This window comes from Mesorhizobium silamurunense, assembly GCF_014843905.1.
Taxonomy (GTDB): domain Bacteria; phylum Pseudomonadota; class Alphaproteobacteria; order Rhizobiales; family Rhizobiaceae; genus Mesorhizobium; species Mesorhizobium silamurunense.
Window position 1 is genome coordinate 26057 of record NZ_LPVS01000102.1, and the last position, 17213, is coordinate 43269.

Below are 17213 nucleotides of genomic sequence, written 5' to 3' on the forward strand. Positions count from 1 at the left end.
AAACCTTATGGAATGAGCACGACCTTGCCCGTCGAACGGCGCTCCTCGATCAAGCGATGCGCGTCGCCGGCCTCGTGGAGCGAAAAACGGCCGCCGATTGTCACCCGCAGTTGGCCACTCGCCGCCAGTTTGAAAACTTCGGACTGGCTCGCCTTCAGCACGCCGGGAGTCAAAAGCGGCAGCAGCGCGAAGCCCTTGAGCGATTGGTTCCGGCCGATCATCGCTTCCAATTCAGCGACCCCAAGCGCGAGACGACCGAGCGCCGCGAACACGAGTTCGCCGCCGGGTGACAGCACGTCCAGGAAATCCTCGGTTATCGCACCGCCGACAGTGTCATAGATCGTATCGACGCCGCCCTTCGCGACATCTCCGACCTCGGCCGCCCAATCCGGCACCTGATGATCTATGGCGGCATCGGCGCCAAGCGACAGGACGAAGTCACGCTTGGCTTTGCCGCCGGCCAGCGCGATGATCCGGCGGGCGCCCTGCCCTCGCGCCAGTTGGATGAGCAATGAACCGACGCCGCCCGCGGCGGCTGGAATGAGCACCGCTTTGTTCGCGGGCGGGCTTTGCCTGAGCTGATGGAAGGCCGTCAGCCCTTGCACCATCAAGGCCGTCGCCTCCTCGAAGGACAGCGTATCCGGCAACGGCACGGCCAGGCTGGCGTCGATCGTCACATACTCGGCATAACCGCCGAGAGGCCGCTCCGAGACAAAGAGCGGCGCCGCCACGCGGCTTCCCAGCAATCGCGGGTCCACGCCCTCGCCGACAGCCTCGATGGTGCCGGCGGCCTCGACGCCGGGGAACATCGGCAGGCTCGGCGTGACCGCGTAGCGATCCGCCCGCATCAGCACCTCGAAGAAATTGATGCCGGCGGCTGCAACCTTGACCAGGACCTCCCCGGCGCCAGCGGACGGCTCCGGAATGTCGACGACTTGCAGCACTTCGGGACCGCCGAAGCGGCTGAACTGAACGGCTTTCATGGCAGGCTCCGATCGCTATGGCATCGGGCGCGCTTTGCCACTATCTGCGTTCTCGCCGCTACACACAGATTTGTCCGCTGCTCACCAGGAGGTGACCATGGCCCGCACAATCAAGAAACTGCCGATGCTGCCGGCGGAGCGTGCCCTGAAGGTGATCTCCGGCCGCTGGAAAGCGGTGATCCTCTACTATCTGTTCGACGGCCCGCGCCGGCTCTCGGCACTGAAGGCGCTTATGCCCGGCATCACCCAGAAGGTGCTGATCGACCAGTTGCGCGAGATGGAGGAGCACGGTCTGGTCAGCCGCGAGATCTTCGCCGAAATCCCGGCGCGCGTCGAATATTCCGCGACGCCTCTCGGCCTCAGCCTCGAGCCGATCCTTTTGGCGCTTTGCGAGTGGGGGCAGCACCATGCGGACGAACTGAACGAGCGCGAGCGCCTTGCCGACTGCATCATCAGGCCAAGGCAGGCGGCTCAGGCTTCCGCAAATTGAAAAGGGCGGCGCAAGCGCCGCTCAAGCCTCCGCGAATTGAAAAGGGCGGCGCAAGCGCCGCCCTTGGGAAATGATCTTGAGAGGATAATCTCGGGAGGATGATCCTGCTGCGACGGCTCAAGCCGCCTTGGCTTCGGCGTCAATCGCATCGGCGGCGCGAGCCGCCTTCAGGACCTTCGCCCACCAGGCGACATCATTGATCAATGCGGCAGCAGCCTGGTTGAGGTGCTCGATGTCCTCGAGCTTCTTCTCGCCCTGGCGCACCGCCAGGAAATCGCCCCAGGCGATGTGGACGGCCGACTTGACCGGCGCCATCTGCAGCTCGACGGCATGCAGCCGGAGCTGCTCGACGGCCCGCGAGCCCCCGACGCTGCCATAGCCGACGAAACCTGCCGGCTTCTTGTTCCATTCGTTGGCAGCGTAGTCGATGGCGTTCTTCAGCACCGCGGTCGGGCCGTGATTGTATTCGGCGGCGGTGAAGATGAAGCCGTCGAACTCGGCGACCTTCTTCTGCCAGCGCTGCGCCACCTCGTTCTGCGACGGCGCCCAGGCGGACGATGCGACCTCGTCGAAGAAGGGCAGCGGGAAGTCACGCAGATCGACGACTTCGACATCGATGTCGGCATGCGTCTTGGCGATCTTGGCGATCCACTGCGTCGGCACGTCGGCGAAGCGGGCGGCGCGCGTCGAACCGACGACAATGGCGATTTTGGGCTTGGACATTGGGCTCTCCTTGCGGGGGAATTTCTGGTATCGTTTGGATACCGGCGCTATATGTGATACTGACAAAGCCGCACGCAAGGAGGCACGTTTTTGTTACTGAGGCACCCCCACAACACCGAGGACTGCCGCGCCGTGTCGGAGATCCTGCAACGGGTCGGCGACAAATGGACCGTTCTGGTGGTCGGCAAGCTGGGCGGCGGAGCGATGCGCTTCAACGAATTGCGCACGGCCGTCGGTGGCATTTCGCAGAAGATGCTGACCACCACCTTGCGCGGCCTGGAGCGTGACGGCTTCGTGACGCGCAAGGTGTTTCCGACCATTCCGCCGCGCGTCGACTACGAGCTTACCGAGCTCGGCCACGAGTTGCTGGTGCCAGTCGGGGCGCTCGGCGAATGGGCGCGCAAGAACACCAGTCGAGTTCAAGCAGCGCGCGCGAAATTCGACGGCCAGAAGGCCTGAAATCCTTGCGACGCAAGGGATTTCGGGTTCTCGCGGAAAGGCAACCCGCTCGCGTCAGGCCTGCATCCTGCATTCAATTTTGATGGCGTCCGCCGATGTTCGGCTGCCGTGTCATGCCCACTGCGGCGGCGCCGCCGTTCGGCCGATGATCGTCTGCCGCCGGTAGTCCGTCAGGCGCTTCGGCTCGTACTGCTGCAGCACATGGTGGGGCAGAGATCGAGCCCCGCTGCCCGGTTGCCGAGGGGCGTCTGGCCATATGTGCAGGCAACGCACGGAATATCTTTTTTGACCTCGGCATAGGCGGTTATGCCGAGCAGGCAGACCAGAGCGACGAGGGCTGCCACAAGCCAGCCGTTCAGCATGTGTTGACGCATTGTCTTTCCTCCAACGCCCGCAAAGTGGAGCGTGAAGGCAACCACTGGATGTCGCGACGTGCATAACCCGCGCGGGCGTTGTTACAAATGTCCTGGAATTGGAGAATCGGCTTGCGTCAGCTTTCGGCCGGAACCGGCTTCGGCTTGCCCTCGCCGTCGAGCGCCACCATGACGAAATCGGCATGGGTGACCTTCTCCATCAGGTCGGAGAGGTAGCGCTGCGCCCAGGCCTCGACCTTGAGCGTCATCGAGGTGCGGCCGACGCGCTCGACATGCGTGTAGATGCACAGCGTGTCGCCGATCTTCATCGGCTTGGCGAAGGACATCTCCTTCACCGCGGCCGTCACCACGCGGCCCTTTGCGCGCTCGGCGGCCCGGATGCCGCAGGCAAGGTCCATCTGCGCCATCACCCAGCCGCCGAAGATGTCGCCGGCGGCGTTGGCGTCGGACGGCATGGCAAGCGTCCTCAGCGTGAGATCGCCGAGCGGCTTTCCGTCCGCGTAATGCACCATGAGGAGGTCCTTCAACAGCTGCTCTGCCTGCACCCGTACCAACGCGGCTGCCATGTCGCAAGCTTTGCTGAAAGCGAAAGCAGCGCCGCTCAAGCGGTCGCTTTTTTCACAAGCCATGCCGGAAGCCCCGGCGACGCGGTGAGCCGGCAGTGTCTAGGGTAAGCGCCGGATTTCGGAGCCCGCCCGCGCATCATGCAGACCTATGATTTCATTATCGTCGGCTCCGGCTCGGCCGGCTCGGTCGTTGCGGAAAAGCTTTCGGCCTCGGGCCGCTATTCGGTCCTGGTGCTGGAAGCCGGTGGCACCGATCGCAGGTTCTATGTCCAGATGCCGCTCGGCTATGGCAAGACCTTCTTCGACCCCGCCGTCAACTGGAACTACAAGGCCGAGCCCGACCCCGGTCTTGCCGGCAATGCCGACCACTGGCCCCGCGGCAAGCTGCTCGGCGGATCGAGCTCGATCAACGCCATGGTCTTCATCCGGGGCGCGCGCGAGGACTTCGACGCCTGGGCCGCCGCCGGCAATCCGGGCTGGAGCTATGACGCACTGCTGCCAGCCTTCAAGGCGCTGGAGGACAACGAGGCCGGCGCCAACCAGTGGCGCGGTGTCGGCGGCCCGTTGCGCATCACCGATTGCTCGAACGCCGTGCATCCGCTGACCAAGCGCTACCTGGCCGCCGCCGAGCAGGCCGGCCTGCCGTTCAATTCGGACTTCAACGGCGCCACCCAGGAAGGCGTCGGCGTCTACCAGATCACCACCAGGAACGGCCGCCGCATGTCCACCGCTCGCGCCTTCCTGCGCCCGGCGATGAAGCGCAGCAACATCCGCGTCGAGACCAACGCGCTGGCGACGAAAATCCTGTTCGAGGGCAAACGTGCGGTCGGCATCGAATACGAGCAGAACGGCGAGACAAAAACGGTACGCGCCGGCCGCGAGGTCATCCTGTCCGGCGGCTCGATCAACTCGCCGCAATTGCTGCAGCTCTCCGGCGTCGGTCCGTCGACGCTGCTCACCGGTCTCGACATCCCGGTCATCCATGCCAATGAGAATGTCGGCGCCAACCTGCAGGACCACGTCGGCATCAACTACACTTTCAAGGGCAAGCTGCCGACACTCAACCAGATCCTGCGCCCTTGGTGGGGCAAGCTGCTGGTCGGCATGCAATACATCCTGCTGCGCTCGGGTCCGCTGTCGCTGTCGATGAACAATGCCGGCGGCTTCTTCCGCACCGACCCGTCGATGGCGCGGCCGAACATGCAGCTTTATTTCCAGGCCTTCTCGACCGTCATTCCGAAGAGCGGCGAGCGCCCGATCCTGACGCCTGATCCATGGCCGGGCTTCTCCGTCGGCCTTTCCAACTGCCGACCGTCGAGCCGCGGCGAGATCATGATCCGCTCGAGCAATCCGCGCGACTATCCGAGGATCACAGCGAACGCCTATTCCACCAACGCCGATGTCGACGAGATGCTGGCGGCGGTGAAGTTCGTGCGCAAGATCGCCGCGATGCCGGCCTTGGCCGAGATCATCGAGGAAGAGGTTTTGCCTGGTCCGTCGATCACTTCCGACGCCGATCTGATTCAGGATTTCAGGAAGCGCTCAGGCACCGTCTATCACCCGGTTTCGACCTGCCGGATGGGTCCGGACGCCTCGCGCGCCGTCGTCGATCCAAGGCTTCGGGTGCACGGGTTAAGCGGTCTGCGCGTCATCGACGCATCGATCTTTCCCGACAACATCACCGGCAACACCAACGCCGCCTCGATCCTCACCGGATGGAAAGGCGCCGAACTGGTTCTGGAGGATCAGAAATGAAAGTCACCGACGTCAAGACCTGGGTTGTCGACAACCCGCCGCCCGGCATCGGCGGCAAGTATTTCATTTTCGTCAAGCTCACCACCGACGGCGGCGTGGTGGGCTACGGCGAGGCCTACAACGCCACCTTCTCGGCGCATATCACCGCCAGGATGATCGAGGACATGGCCGAGCGTTACCTGATCGGCCGCGATCCGCACGATGTCGAAAACCTCTTCCGCCGCGTCTATTCCTCCGGCTTCACCCAGCGTCCCGACGTTTCCGGCATGGGCTGCTTCTCGGCGCTCGAAATGGCTTGCTGGGACATCATCGGCAAGGAGGCGGACAAGCCTGTCTACAAGTTGCTCGGCGGCCAGGTGCACGAGACGCTGCGCTCCTACACCTACCTCTATCCGCACACCGGCAGCGTCCATTCGGAAGATGCGCGCGGCAAGAACGTCTACAACGATCCCGACATGGCCGCGGCCTGCGCGCTGGAATATGTCGAGCAGGGTTTCAATGCCGTGAAGCTCGACCCTGCCGGCCCCTACACCGCCTTTGACGGCCACCAGCCGCGCCTCATCGACATCGACCTTTCGGCGCGCATGATCAAGGCGATCCGCGAGGCTGTCGGTAACAGGGCGGACATCCTGTTCGGCACGCATGGCCAGTTCACCGCCTCCGGCGCGCTGCGCATGGCACGTGCCATCGAGCCCTATGATCCGCTGTGGTTCGAGGAACCGGTGCCGCCCGACATGCCCGAGGTGATGGCGCAAGTCGCCCGCGCGACCTCCATCCCGATCGCCACCGGGGAGCGGCTGACCACGAAATTCGAATTCGCCCGCGTCATCGAGAACCGCGCCGCCACCATCCTGCAGCCGGACCTCGGCCGCTCCGGCGGCATCCTGGAGACCAAGAAGATCGCCGCCATGGCCGAGGCCTACCACATCCAGGTCGCGCCCCACTGCTATTGCGGGCCGATCGTCGGCGCCGCCAACATCCAGCTAGCGGTGACGCTGCCCAACTTCCTCATTCTGGAATCGCTGAAGCAGTGGGATGGTTTTCACGCCACGCTGCTGAAGAAGAAGATCGAATGGCAGGATGGCAACGTCATCCCGTCGAAGGAGCCTGGCATGGGGGTCGAGCTCAATGAGGAGGTCTGCGACGCCCACCCCTATAGCGGCAAGGACCTGCATCTGCAGATGATGCAGACGCCGCTGATGCCGTGACCGCGCGCCTCGCTTACGCCTTCATCGGCCTTGGCCATCTCGGCGGCAACCTTGCCGCCAGCGTGCTGCGCAACGGTTTTGCCGTCACCGTCTTCGATCGCGACCCCGCGGCGATCGAGCGGCTTGTGGCGCTCGGCGCAACGGCGGCAACAAGTCCTGCGGAGGCGGCCGCGCGAACCGGCAATGCCATCACCTGCCTCCCCTCGCCGAAGGTGAGCGAAACGGTGCTCGCCGGTCCCGACGGATTGCTTGAAGGCCTCCCCGCCGGCGGCGCCTGGGTCGAGATGTCGACCAATGGCCGCGACGAGATCCTGCGACTCGCCGCAATCGCTTCAGCAAGGGGCATCGAGACGCTGGAATGCCCGGTCACCGGCGGCGTGCATCTGGCGGCGGCGGGAAAGATTACGGCACTCGTCGGCGGCGACGCGGCGCTCTACGAACGGCACCGGCCGGCGATCGAAGCGATGTGCGCGAGGTCGTTCCTGATGGGTGCGGTCGGCTCGGCGGCGGTGATCAAGGTCATCACCAATATGCTGGCATTCATCCATCTCGTCGCCGCCGGCGAGGCGCTGATGCTGGCCAAGCAGGGCGGGCTCGACCTTGCCCAGGCCTATCACGCGATCGTCGCCTCCTCCGGCAACAGCTTCGTGCACGAGACCGAAAGCCAGCTTGTCCTCAACGGCTCCTACGACATCGGCTTCACCATGGATCTGGCGCTGAAGGACCTCGGCTTCGCGCTTGCCATGGGCAGGGACTTCGGCGTGCCGCTCGATCTCGCCGCCCGCGTCAACGCCATCTTCGAAGAGGGCAAACGCGCCTATGGCGGCGACGCCTGGTCGACGCAGATCGTCAAGTTGCTTGAGGATGCTGTCGGAACCGAGCTTCGCGCCCAGGGCTTCCCGGCCAGGCTGAAGGCGTAGGGGCAAAAACTTTAGCCATCTGTTTCAGATGGTTAGCTCCGCCTGCGGAATCAGATGTTGAATCCGTTGATTCAACATCTCAGCGTCAGCGCCCCCGGCAGGATTTCGAAAGTCGCAGGGATCCGGCCCGGCGACTCGCCGTCTATGTCGACCAGCGCCCCGTTCTTCTCGCCATCGCCCAGCGGCTCGACCAGCACCTTGCGGCCGCGCAGGATGGTGATCGCCGGGTGGTTGCGGTGAAGCCCGCCATAGAGCAGCCGGATATCCCGGATCAGCCCGAGCTTGTTGGCGGCTCGCAGGATGACGATGTCGAACTGGCCGTCGTCCAATTCAGCGTCCGGCGCGATCATCATGCCGCCGCCGAAGAATTTTCCGTTGGCCACCGCCACCAGCGCCATGCGCGCCTCGACCGGTTCGCCGTCGTCGATGGTGATCCTGACGTCCTGGAAGCGGTAGCGGATGAATTCGAGCACCGTGCGCCAGAAGAACAGCGCCTTGACCGAGACCTTGCCCTTGCGCTTGTCCGCATTGACCGCGCGATCCGTGGCGCCGGAGAGGCCGAGGCTGGCGATGTTGATGAAGTGACGGCTGGCCAGCGCGCCGTGGTCATCGATGTAGCAGATGCGTCCGGCATCGACCTTGCGCGCGCTGCCGCCGGCGATGCGCGCCAGCGCTTCCTCGATTCCGTCCGGCAGGCCCAACCCTCGCGCGAAGTCGATACCGGTGCCGCAAGGCAGAAGCCCGAGTTCGCTCGCCCGGCCGGTCTCGTGCTTTGCCTGCAGCAGCCCATCCGCCACTTCACTGGCCGTGCCGTCGCCGCCGGCGGCAATCACCAGGTCGCAGCCATCGGCGGCGAGGTCGATCGCCAGCCGCTCGGCATCGCCGCTGGTTTGCGTCTCGCGCAGATCGAAATCGCCGAAATGCTTCTTGAGCGCTGCGGCGACCTCGGGCCAATGACGCTTGAGCTTGCCGCCTCCCGCAATCGGATTGAGAACCACCCCGACCTTCAATCCGACCTCCCCCGAGGCATGCCGCCCAACCTGGGCGGCGGTTTTGGACAGCGACATAGATCTGACAAAGAACCGAGCAGCCGCCCGCAGTCCTTTGCCGGCATTGAAACGCGGGCCGAGTGGCGGGGCAAGGCTCATCGTCCAAAAGGCCTCAGAAATACGGCGCAGGCTGTCTAAGGGGTTTGGGCCGGCAAATTCCGAGCCTTGTCGCATCGGTCCCCGATAATCCCGCTATCCACAGGTCCGGGTCTATTCCGCAAACCCCTTATCCGGCGTACGTTGAACCCATCTCAGGCGGCTACCGAACGCCCTAGCCGAAAGGCAAAAGCGCAAAGGCGGATTTCCTGAGGCCCGTACGGCCCGGAACGAGAGCAGGTTCGCCTGTTGGAGGGACGGATGTCGGCGGGGCCGCGGAAAGCGTGCGAACGCCGACGGCGGACCGATGCTGCCATGAAGGCCGGTGAAAACCTTCGATGGCACGCTGGGCGAAGCCCGCAAGGGTGGAGAGCGGCGTGGTCTGGAACGGGCGTTACCTTCGGGTGGCGACTGGCAGGACCGTCAAAATCAAGGCTGGCCTGGCGCGACGACTTTACGGAAGTTGCTGCCGTAACCGGTTCCTGATCTGACAGGGAGGCGCTGGGAGAAATCCCGGCGCCGACTGTCCTTTTGGGCCACCGCTTCGTCGGCTTTTTCGCCGCCCTGCGCACGCTGCTGATGCTTTCCCGCCACAGTCGCAAGCCAAGCAACCTTCAGCAACACGCTGACATGCACAATTCACAATCGCGGCCAAATCCCGCCTTGTTCCCCGGCGATTGATCGTGCTGGGAACGAATTCGAAGGGACAGGACCGTGATCAAGACCGCCCTTGTCGCCATGACCATCGTCGGCTGCGACTGTGATGCCAAGCTCTGCGAGTATATCGGCGAGACGCCGGCCAAATGGGCGACGATCGCCGACTGCGAAGCGGCGATGAAGAGCCAGATGCTGCACCAGCGCAATTTCAACTATCCGCTGGTGTCCGGCATCTGCCGCACCAAGGGTTCGGCATCGACCTCGGAGCTCGCCGCGAAAGCATCCGGGCCGGAGCTGAAGCCCCCGAACCGCGTCGTCGAAACCATCGCGCCGTTGCCGCCCGAGCTTAGCCATCGCCCAAGCGCCCCGGTCGGCGCAACGGTGACGGCCAGCGAGACGGAAGCCGCGCGACCGGTCGCCTTCGAGGCAGCGGTCGACGGCGGCAGCGCCGTGCTCTACCGCACCAAGGCCGGCTATGCCGTGGTCAAGACCGACCTCGGCCGCGCGGCGACAGCGACGATGGACATGGCGAAGCGGTCGGCCAACTGGCTGGCGGGACTGGTGCCGAGCGGCCTGTAATCCAGTCTAAGGCGTGTTGAGACGGAGCATTTCCGGGTCATCCCCTTCAAGCGGACCGCCACCGGCTTTGTCGGCATATTGGCGAACGAGCCGGAACTCGTCCGCAACGTCGTCTTCGGCCAGAACATCGAATTCACCAGGGACGATATTTCGGACCGGGGATACACCAGGAACGGCCATCAGGTCGGCAGCTTCACCGTCTGCGTGACGTTCAAGAAAATGTCGAAGGAAGAAGCGGATTACATGCGCACCCAATACGGCTTCGACTGATGACGCCCGAGCAATTCCAGGAAAAATGCGCAGCGGTTTTCCGTCCGGAATTGGCGTAAAAACAAACGCTTAGAGCGATCAGCAAAAGCTGGACCGCTCTAAGCCCGTTATTCGGCCGCTTCGTCCTTCGCCCCGATCTTGCGCACCAGTGCCGCCGTCGCCAGCATCGCGCCGAGATCGGCGATCATCGGCGCGACATGCGTGTTGTAGTCGATCGGGGCGGAAATATCCGGCAGCTCGAAGAAGTTCTTCGACCGCGGCATCAAGAGAAAACCGTCGCTGCCGCTCAGCGCCACCCGGGCCTGGTCGTAGGGCCATGTCTCGCCGAGCCAGGTCAGCGCCTGCGCCAGTCGCCCGGTGACCAGCGGCCGGGCCGCCTCGACATTGTCGGTGCGGAACTCATAGGTGGCGTCGAGTTCGGCGACACCGGATGACAGCTCCTGCATCTTGCTGATGAACATGCCGCGAAAGAAATGCACCACCTTGCCGGCCTTGCGCGCGGCAACCAGTGTACCCGGGAACGGCTCGATGGTTTCGAACGCGACGATGACGCCCTTGAAGGCGGTGGTCTCGCTCTTACCGGAGCCTTCCCACAGCCTCGCCTCATAAAGCTCGAAGGGAAAATCCTCGTAGCGTCCCGATATCGTGTCGTCGAAACTCTGCCGGCTGAAAGCGCCGACGGTTTCACGCGGCATCCTGTCGAAGGAATTCGGCCGCGCACCGTGCTGGTAGCGCACGTCGCGCACGAAGCCGAAGACGATCGGCAGGAGCGTGTCGCGGAAGGATTGCTGCAGCCGGTTTGCCGGCCTCAGCGCCTGAAAATAGAGCAGCACCGCGACGATGAGGCCGCCAAAGTAGAGGAAGACATGCGGCGTCGAGAACCACTGTTCGTTGGGATCGGCGGCGCTGTTGAACAGCCAGGCGACGAGCCCGACAAAGACGATTACCAGGCCGACAAACAGCGGCACCCGCCAGCGGACCTGTTTCCGGACCGACGCCCGCTTCGCCTCGTAGGTCTCGATGTTGTGCCTGATGCCGGCGATATCGGCTTCGCTCGGCATGAAATCCGCTGCTTCCATGGCCACCCCCGGCCGCCGCTAGATGCCCCCCATGATAGCGGCTTTTGCGAGAAAGTCGCCACCGGTCGCGGGTGATCATTTGTCAGTCCTCTTGGCCCGGGAAAATCGCAGCCAGGCGAGCCACAACCCGCTGCCCCGTCATTCCACTCAGTGCCCCCACCGGCACCAGCCGCTCATGGCCGCCTTTGGCGAGGCGCATGAAGAAATGCAGCCGGTAGGCGGCAACCATGCCGCGCGTGGCGGCATCGGCGCTGACGTCGACAACGAGGATCGAGCCGATCCGACCGGGCCATGGCTGCCTGGCAAAAGCCGTGCCGAGGAAATCGCCAAGACCGTAGGCAACGAGCGTGTCGCCGATGCGCTCGACCGGCTGCACGACATGGGCGTGATGGCCGGCGACCAATCGGGCGCCGTGGCCTGCCAGTCGCCGCGCCAGCGCCCGCGTCGCCGGTCTCGGAAAGTGCCGGAACTCCCAATCCCAATGCGGCACGGCGCACAAGAGATCGACGCCTGCGCCGCGCAACCATTCAGCCGGATCGCTTCCCATGGAAACCCGTGCTCGAAATTCGGCTTCACCGACATTGCGCCAAAGCGTGAAGGCGGCGAAGCCGATCGTCAGCGGCCCGGCTGCGTGATGTTGGACGGGTCCACCCCTCACAGTGCCGATGGTGCGGATGCCGAGCCGCCCCAGCGCCGCGACCGTCTCGTCGAAGCCGGCAACGCCCTGGTCGAGCACATGATTGTTGGCGAGCGACAGCACCAGCCTGTCGCGAGCGATCCCGACGGCCGTCAGCGCGTCCGCCAGGAAGCGTTCGGTCATCGCATGATGCGTGCCGAGCCGCGTGCCCGCAACCGCGCTCGGTCGCTCGACGATCGGGCTTTCGCAGTTGCCGACCACGAGATCGGCGGAGGCGAGCAAAGCCGCAATCGCCGGATCGCATTCGGGAACCGCGCGATTGGCGACCGCCGAAATGTCGCCGACGAAGGCAAGCCGCACCGTCTGCTCCGGCGGCGGATTGATCAACGTCGCCGCCGGCGCCGCAAAACCGTCCCTGTCGCCGCCAAGCGACGGTTTCAGGAAACGCGGCAGCCAAGACAGTTTGTAGGAAATCGGATAGTTCGACACGCGATGCCCAATCATTTGCCCTGTGTGTAGACCGTTCCTCGGACCGGTTGAAGCCGGTCCCATGGCTGGCGACCGGTTGATCGCCAGCCGCAACTCCACTGCCGCCAGGCGGGCGTCGTCGGCCAAACAGGTGTATGGTCGCCGCACTGGGAGTGGAGAATGACTATGACGCGCATTGCCGGCCTGATTGCTGCCGCCTTGTTTCTTTGCCTGCCGATTTCGTCAGTCGCGGCGGAAATGCCGGTAGCTGCAAAAACCCTGTTCGAGGCCAAATCCGTTTCGGAGCGGAACACCGCCTTATCCGCGCTCGAGGCAGCGGCATCGGGCGATCCGGGATCGGCCTATGCGGCCGGCGCCGGCGAATTCTTCACCGCCCTGGAAATCCTCGCCGGCGGTCTCCACCGCCACGGTTTCGAGAGCCCGCAATCCTTCATGCTGCCGTTGATGCGGCTGCCGGTGCCGGACAATCCCAACCCCGAGCCGCTTACCTATGAACAATTCCGCGCCATCCTGGTCGCCTTCCGCGACCGGCTGGAGAAATCCGCCGCCACGCTCGGCTCCGTGCCGGGCGATGCCGATATCGGCATGGTGGTCGACCTCACTCATGCCGGCATCGATCTCAACGAGGATGGCAACATCGCGCCCGACGAAAGCATCGCCGCGATCATGGCCTCGCTCTCACGCGGCAGCGCCGACACGAGCGATGCCGCGCCGCAGCTTACCGTCCGCTTCGACCGCGCCGACGGCTTCTGGCTGCAGGGCTATGCCGAGTTCCTGATCGCGCAGGCCGACTTCTGGCTGGCGCATGATTTCAGGACCATGTTCGACGGCTCCTTCCATATGCTGTTCCCGCGCGCGAAACTTCCGTTGCAGGACACGCTGGTGCCGCCGGACGGCGGCATGAGCGGCAGCATTTTCGCCTCGGAATGGCGCTTCGCCGACTTCATCTCGCTGGTGCATCTCGTCAACTGGCCGGTGATCGAGCCGGAGCGCCGGCAAGCCGCGCGCCGCCACCTCCTGGAGATGATCCGGCTGTCGCGTGAGGACTGGAAAGCGATCCTCGCCGAAACAGACAACGACCGCGAATGGCTGCCGGGACCGCAGCAGAAAGGCCTCAATCCGCTCACCGGCCTCGAGGTAGGCGAGGACCAGGTGCAGGCCTGGCTCGCCGCGTTGGCCATGGCCGAGGACCTGCTGGAAGGCCGCACGCTGCTGCCGCATTTCCGCATCACCGGCAAAGGCATCAACATGAAGCGCTTTTTCGACGAGCCGAAACCCTTCGACCTCGTCCTGTCGATCACCGGCCCCGCCATCGCACCTTATCTCGAAAGCGGAAAAATCCTCGCCACCGACGACTTCGACCAGATCCAGCGCGAATTCGGCGGCGCCGGATTTTTGACTTTCGCGTTGTGGTTCAATTGAGGTGAAGCGCGCGCGACATGCCACCTGACAGCCTTCTGTCAGCAGCGTCCGCGGGGCATGCCTGCCATTTCACTCCGCTCTTTCCATTTCGGCCGAGTCCTCCCATATTCGGGCCATGGCCAAACGTACCGACAAGAAAACGCCCTCGCCGGCGCAAGAGGGCGCGCCGAAACGGCGCAGCCCGCTGACCGAATTCCTCGACGCCGCCGAGCCGCTGCAGCCCGGTGGCTTTGCCGAAGCGCCGCAGAACGAGTTCTCCGGCGCGCCGCTGACCGGCTCGATCTCCGATTGGGCCGGGCAGATCGAGCGCGAGGCGAAGCGCCAAATCTCCCCCCCTGAAGGGGAGATGTCGCCGAAGGCGACAGAGGGGGGCGCCGGAGGCAGCGCGAGACGTAAGGAAACGAGTCCGGACGTACCGACCCCACCTGGCGGCTCCGCCGCCACCCTCCCCTCAAGGGGGAGGGAAGGCGCTAAGCCGAAGAAGATCCCCGAACGCTCGTCCGCGCCCGGTCGCACGGCGCGCGGCACCTCGATGGGCGGCGCGGCGTCGGCAAAGGAGCGCGCGGCCGCCGGCCTCAACCCGGTGGCCGGCCTCGACATCAGCCTTGAGGACGCCGAGTCGGTTTCCTCTAGCGGTGTCACCGCCACGGTCGCGGCGCTGTCGGCGCTGATCGAATCCGGCAATCCGCTGCACAAGGACGGCCAGCTCTGGACGCCGCACCGTCCGGCCCGTCCGGAAAAGTCGGAAGGCGGCATCGCTATCAAAATGGTGTCGGATTTCGAGCCGGCAGGCGACCAGCCGACCGCCATCAAGGATCTTGTCGAGGGCGTCGACCAGAGCGACCGAACCCAGGTGCTGCTTGGCGTCACCGGCTCCGGCAAGACCTTCACCATGGCCAAGGTGATCGAGGAGACGCAGCGCCCTGCCCTGATCCTGGCGCCCAACAAGACGCTGGCCGCGCAGCTCTACGCCGAGTTCAAGAAATTCTTCCCGGAAAACGCGGTCGAGTATTTCGTCTCCTACTACGACTACTACCAGCCCGAGGCCTATGTGCCCCGGACCGACACCTATATCGAGAAGGAATCCTCGATCAACGAGCAGATCGACCGCATGCGCCACTCGGCGACGCGCTCTCTGCTGGAGCGCGACGACGTCATCATCGTCGCCTCAGTCTCCTGCATCTACGGTATCGGCTCGGTCGAAACCTATGCGGCGATGACCTTCCAGATGCAGGTTGGCGACCGGCTCGACCAGCGCGCCTTGCTCGCGGACCTCGTCGCGCAACAGTACAAGCGCCAGGACATCAACTTTGTCCGCGGCTCGTTCCGCGTGCGCGGCGACACGATCGAGATCTTCCCCGCCCACCTCGAGGACCGCGCCTGGCGCATCTCGCTGTTCGGCGACGAGATCGAGGCCATCACCGAGTTCGACCCGCTGACCGGCCAGAAGACCGGCGAGTTGAAAAGCGTCAAGATCTACGCCAACTCGCACTATGTGACGCCGAGGCCGACCTTGAATCAAGCTATCAAGTCGATCAAGGAAGAATTGCAACACCGCCTGCAAGAGCTTGAAAAGGCTGGCCGTCTTCTGGAAGCGCAGCGTCTCGAGCAGCGCACCCGCTTCGATCTCGAGATGCTGGAGGCGACCGGCTCCTGCGCCGGCATCGAGAACTATTCGCGCTATCTCACTGGCCGCCAGCCGGGCGAGCCGCCGCCGACCTTGTTCGAATATGTTCCGGACAATGCGCTGATTTTCATCGACGAGAGCCACGTCACCGTGCCGCAGATCGGCGGCATGTATCGCGGCGACTTCCGCCGCAAGGCGACGCTGGCCGAGTACGGCTTCCGCCTGCCATCCTGCATGGACAACCGGCCGCTGCGCTTCGAGGAATGGGACGCCATGCGTCCGCTGTCGGTCGCCGTTTCGGCGACGCCAGGCGGCTGGGAACTGGAGCAGTCCGGCGGCGTCTTCGCCGAGCAGGTCATCCGCCCGACCGGCCTGATCGACCCGCCGGTCGAGGTGCGCCCGGCCAAGAGCCAGGTCGACGATGTCGTCGGCGAGATCCGCGAGACCACGAAGCTGGGCTATCGCACGCTGGTAACGGTTCTCACCAAGCGCATGGCCGAGGACCTTACCGAATATCTGCATGAGAACGGCATCCGCGTCCGCTACATGCACTCCGACATCGACACGCTGGAGCGCATCGAGATCCTGCGCGACCTGCGCCTCGGCGCCTTCGACGTGCTGGTCGGCATCAACCTGCTGCGCGAGGGCCTCGACATTCCCGAATGCGGCTTTGTCGCCATCCTCGACGCCGACAAGGAAGGGTTCCTGCGTTCGGAAACCTCGCTGATCCAGACCATCGGCCGGGCCGCCCGCAACGTCGACGGCAAGGTTATCCTCTATGCCGACCAGATCACCGGCTCGATGGAGCGGGCGATGGCCGAGACCAACCGCCGCCGCGAGAAGCAGATGGAGTGGAACGCGGCCAACGGCATCACACCGGAATCGGTCAAGTCGCGCATCGCCGATATCCTCGACTCGGTCTACGAGAAGGACCACGTGCGCGCCGACATCTCGCAATTCACCGACGATGCCGGTGCGATGATCGGCAACAATCTGAAAACCCATCTCGAGGCGCTGGACAAGCAGATGCGCGACGCCGCCGCCAATCTCGACTTCGAGAAGGCGGCCCGCATCCGCGACGAGATCAAGCGGCTGCGCGAGATGGAGCTCGCGATCTCCGACGACCCGCTTGCGCGCGAGGTGGAAAGCCAAAGCCCTGCCTCAGGCCGCGAAAAGGGCAAGCACAACAAGGGTGTGGCCAAACATCGTACGGCCGAGGAACAGGAGCGTTTCCGCAAGCTCGATGAAGCACGTGCCGCCGAAGAGGCGGCCAAGGCTGCCCGGCCGAACCTCTTCCGCAAGCCACATCTCGACGAAATGGGCGCCGACGGCGCCGTGCCGGCGAAGAAGCCGCTGTTCGCGAAGCCGTCGATCGACGACATGGGACCTGGCACCGATATGCCGACCCCTGCCGGCGCGGTGTCGCGCTCGCTGTTCAAGAAGCAGTCGGCGCATGAAGCGCACGGCTCCGACTTCGGCATTCCCGGCGAGGCCACCAAACCGCTGTTCAAGAAGAACTCGCTCGACGAGATGACGGTGCGGCGGACGGAAAAGCCGGTGGAAGGAAAGAAGCCGGCAAAGCCACAGCCGATCTCCCCGCATGTTGGGGAGATGTCTGACAGGACAGGCGCGAAGGATCGCGACGACAAACCAATCGTCCGTCAGCGCGCCGGCATTGGCTCCTACGAGGACCCTGGCGACGCCCGTCGGGAGAAGGGCAGGCCAAGCAAGACCGGGCGGCCGGGACAGTAGCGCGCTGTTGCGAGCATTCTCAACCGGCGGCTAGAACGCGCGATGGTCGCTACTCGAAGACTCCAGGAAGACGAGTTC

Annotated in this window: 15 protein-coding genes and 1 pseudogene; 9 read left to right on the forward strand and 7 right to left on the reverse strand. The window is 64.5% G+C overall.

Translation table 11 applies throughout. The features are described from left to right. Positions 1-5: 5 nt before the first annotated feature. The gene (locus tag AU465_RS30085; protein ID WP_192256162.1) at positions 6-983 is read right to left on the reverse strand and encodes a quinone oxidoreductase family protein; all 978 of its coding nucleotides are present in this window, start codon (positions 981-983) and stop codon (positions 6-8) included. On the opposite strand from AU465_RS30085, the gene AU465_RS30090 reads away from it, so the two are divergent. Then, positions 982-1473 carry a winged helix-turn-helix transcriptional regulator gene (locus tag AU465_RS30090; RefSeq protein WP_376774921.1) on the forward strand — a complete coding sequence of 164 codons (492 nt, stop codon included), beginning with the start codon at positions 982-984 and terminating at the stop codon, positions 1471-1473. The genes AU465_RS30085 and AU465_RS30090 overlap by 2 nt on opposite strands. A gap of 117 nt (positions 1474-1590) precedes the next feature. Here AU465_RS30090 and AU465_RS30095 read toward each other — a convergent pair whose 3' ends face one another. Beyond that, a complete protein-coding gene (locus AU465_RS30095) occupies positions 1591-2196 on the reverse strand; it encodes an NADPH-dependent FMN reductase (RefSeq protein WP_192256166.1) in 606 nt (201 codons plus the stop codon). 90 nt (positions 2197-2286) lie between these two features. Between AU465_RS30095 and AU465_RS30100 the strand changes: the two genes are divergently transcribed. Next, entirely contained in the window at positions 2287-2655 is a 369-nt protein-coding gene (locus AU465_RS30100) for a winged helix-turn-helix transcriptional regulator (RefSeq protein WP_192256168.1), read from the forward strand. Positions 2656-2825: 170 nt separating this feature from the next. Here the strand turns inward: AU465_RS30100 and AU465_RS30105 are convergent, their stop codons facing one another. Both AU465_RS30105 and AU465_RS30110 read right to left on the reverse strand, forming a co-directional pair. Continuing rightward, the gene (locus tag AU465_RS30105; protein WP_192256298.1) at positions 2826-3029 is read right to left on the reverse strand and encodes a hypothetical protein; all 204 of its coding nucleotides are present in this window, start codon (positions 3027-3029) and stop codon (positions 2826-2828) included. Positions 3030-3145: 116 nt separating this feature from the next. Beyond that, positions 3146-3541, reverse strand: coding sequence for an acyl-CoA thioesterase (locus AU465_RS30110; protein ID WP_192256292.1), 396 nt, complete (start codon positions 3539-3541; stop codon positions 3146-3148). 192 nt (positions 3542-3733) lie between these two features. On the opposite strand from AU465_RS30110, the gene AU465_RS30115 reads away from it, so the two are divergent. From AU465_RS30115 to AU465_RS30125, 3 genes are read left to right on the forward strand one after another with little or no spacing between them, the layout of a single operon-like run. Next, a complete protein-coding gene (locus AU465_RS30115; protein WP_192256170.1) occupies positions 3734-5350 on the forward strand; it encodes a GMC family oxidoreductase in 1617 nt (538 codons plus the stop codon). After that, positions 5347-6558, forward strand: a complete 1212-nt coding sequence (locus AU465_RS30120; protein ID WP_192256172.1) for a mandelate racemase/muconate lactonizing enzyme family protein — start codon at positions 5347-5349, stop codon at positions 6556-6558. The genes AU465_RS30115 and AU465_RS30120 overlap by 4 nt, the downstream gene beginning before the upstream one ends. Continuing rightward, positions 6555-7478, forward strand: a complete 924-nt coding sequence (locus AU465_RS30125) for an NAD(P)-dependent oxidoreductase (RefSeq protein ID WP_192256174.1) — start codon at positions 6555-6557, stop codon at positions 7476-7478. The genes AU465_RS30120 and AU465_RS30125 overlap by 4 nt, the downstream gene beginning before the upstream one ends. Positions 7479-7549: 71 nt before the next feature. Here AU465_RS30125 and AU465_RS30130 read toward each other — a convergent pair whose 3' ends face one another. Continuing rightward, positions 7550-8488 (reverse strand): diacylglycerol/lipid kinase family protein, encoded by a 939-nt coding sequence (locus AU465_RS30130; protein WP_192256176.1) that lies wholly within the window; start codon positions 8486-8488, stop codon positions 7550-7552. Positions 8489-9337: 849 nt separating this feature from the next. Here AU465_RS30130 and AU465_RS30135 point away from each other — a divergent pair. Beyond that, positions 9338-9859 carry a hypothetical protein gene (locus tag AU465_RS30135; protein WP_192256178.1) on the forward strand — a complete coding sequence of 174 codons (522 nt, stop codon included), beginning with the start codon at positions 9338-9340 and terminating at the stop codon, positions 9857-9859. Between the two features lie 33 nt (positions 9860-9892). Then, positions 9893-10129: pseudogene (locus AU465_RS30140) on the forward strand (DUF2314 domain-containing protein); the annotation flags it as partial. Positions 10130-10236: 107 nt separating this feature from the next. Here AU465_RS30140 and AU465_RS30145 read toward each other — a convergent pair. Both AU465_RS30145 and AU465_RS30150 read right to left on the reverse strand, forming a co-directional pair. Continuing rightward, the gene (locus AU465_RS30145) at positions 10237-11208 is read right to left on the reverse strand and encodes a DUF3137 domain-containing protein (protein ID WP_192256180.1); all 972 of its coding nucleotides are present in this window, start codon (positions 11206-11208) and stop codon (positions 10237-10239) included. Positions 11209-11290: 82 nt separating this feature from the next. Continuing rightward, the gene (locus tag AU465_RS30150; protein WP_192256182.1) at positions 11291-12334 is read right to left on the reverse strand and encodes a CapA family protein; all 1044 of its coding nucleotides are present in this window, start codon (positions 12332-12334) and stop codon (positions 11291-11293) included. A 165-nt stretch (positions 12335-12499) separates the two neighbouring features. Between AU465_RS30150 and AU465_RS30155 the strand changes: the two genes are divergently transcribed. Together AU465_RS30155 and uvrB are read left to right on the forward strand one after the other, a co-directional pair. Next, entirely contained in the window at positions 12500-13756 is a 1257-nt protein-coding gene (locus AU465_RS30155) for a hypothetical protein (RefSeq protein WP_192256293.1), read from the forward strand. A gap of 115 nt (positions 13757-13871) precedes the next feature. Beyond that, a complete protein-coding gene (gene uvrB / locus AU465_RS30160; RefSeq protein ID WP_246506555.1) occupies positions 13872-17135 on the forward strand; it encodes an excinuclease ABC subunit UvrB in 3264 nt (1087 codons plus the stop codon). Positions 17136-17213 lie beyond the last annotated feature (78 nt).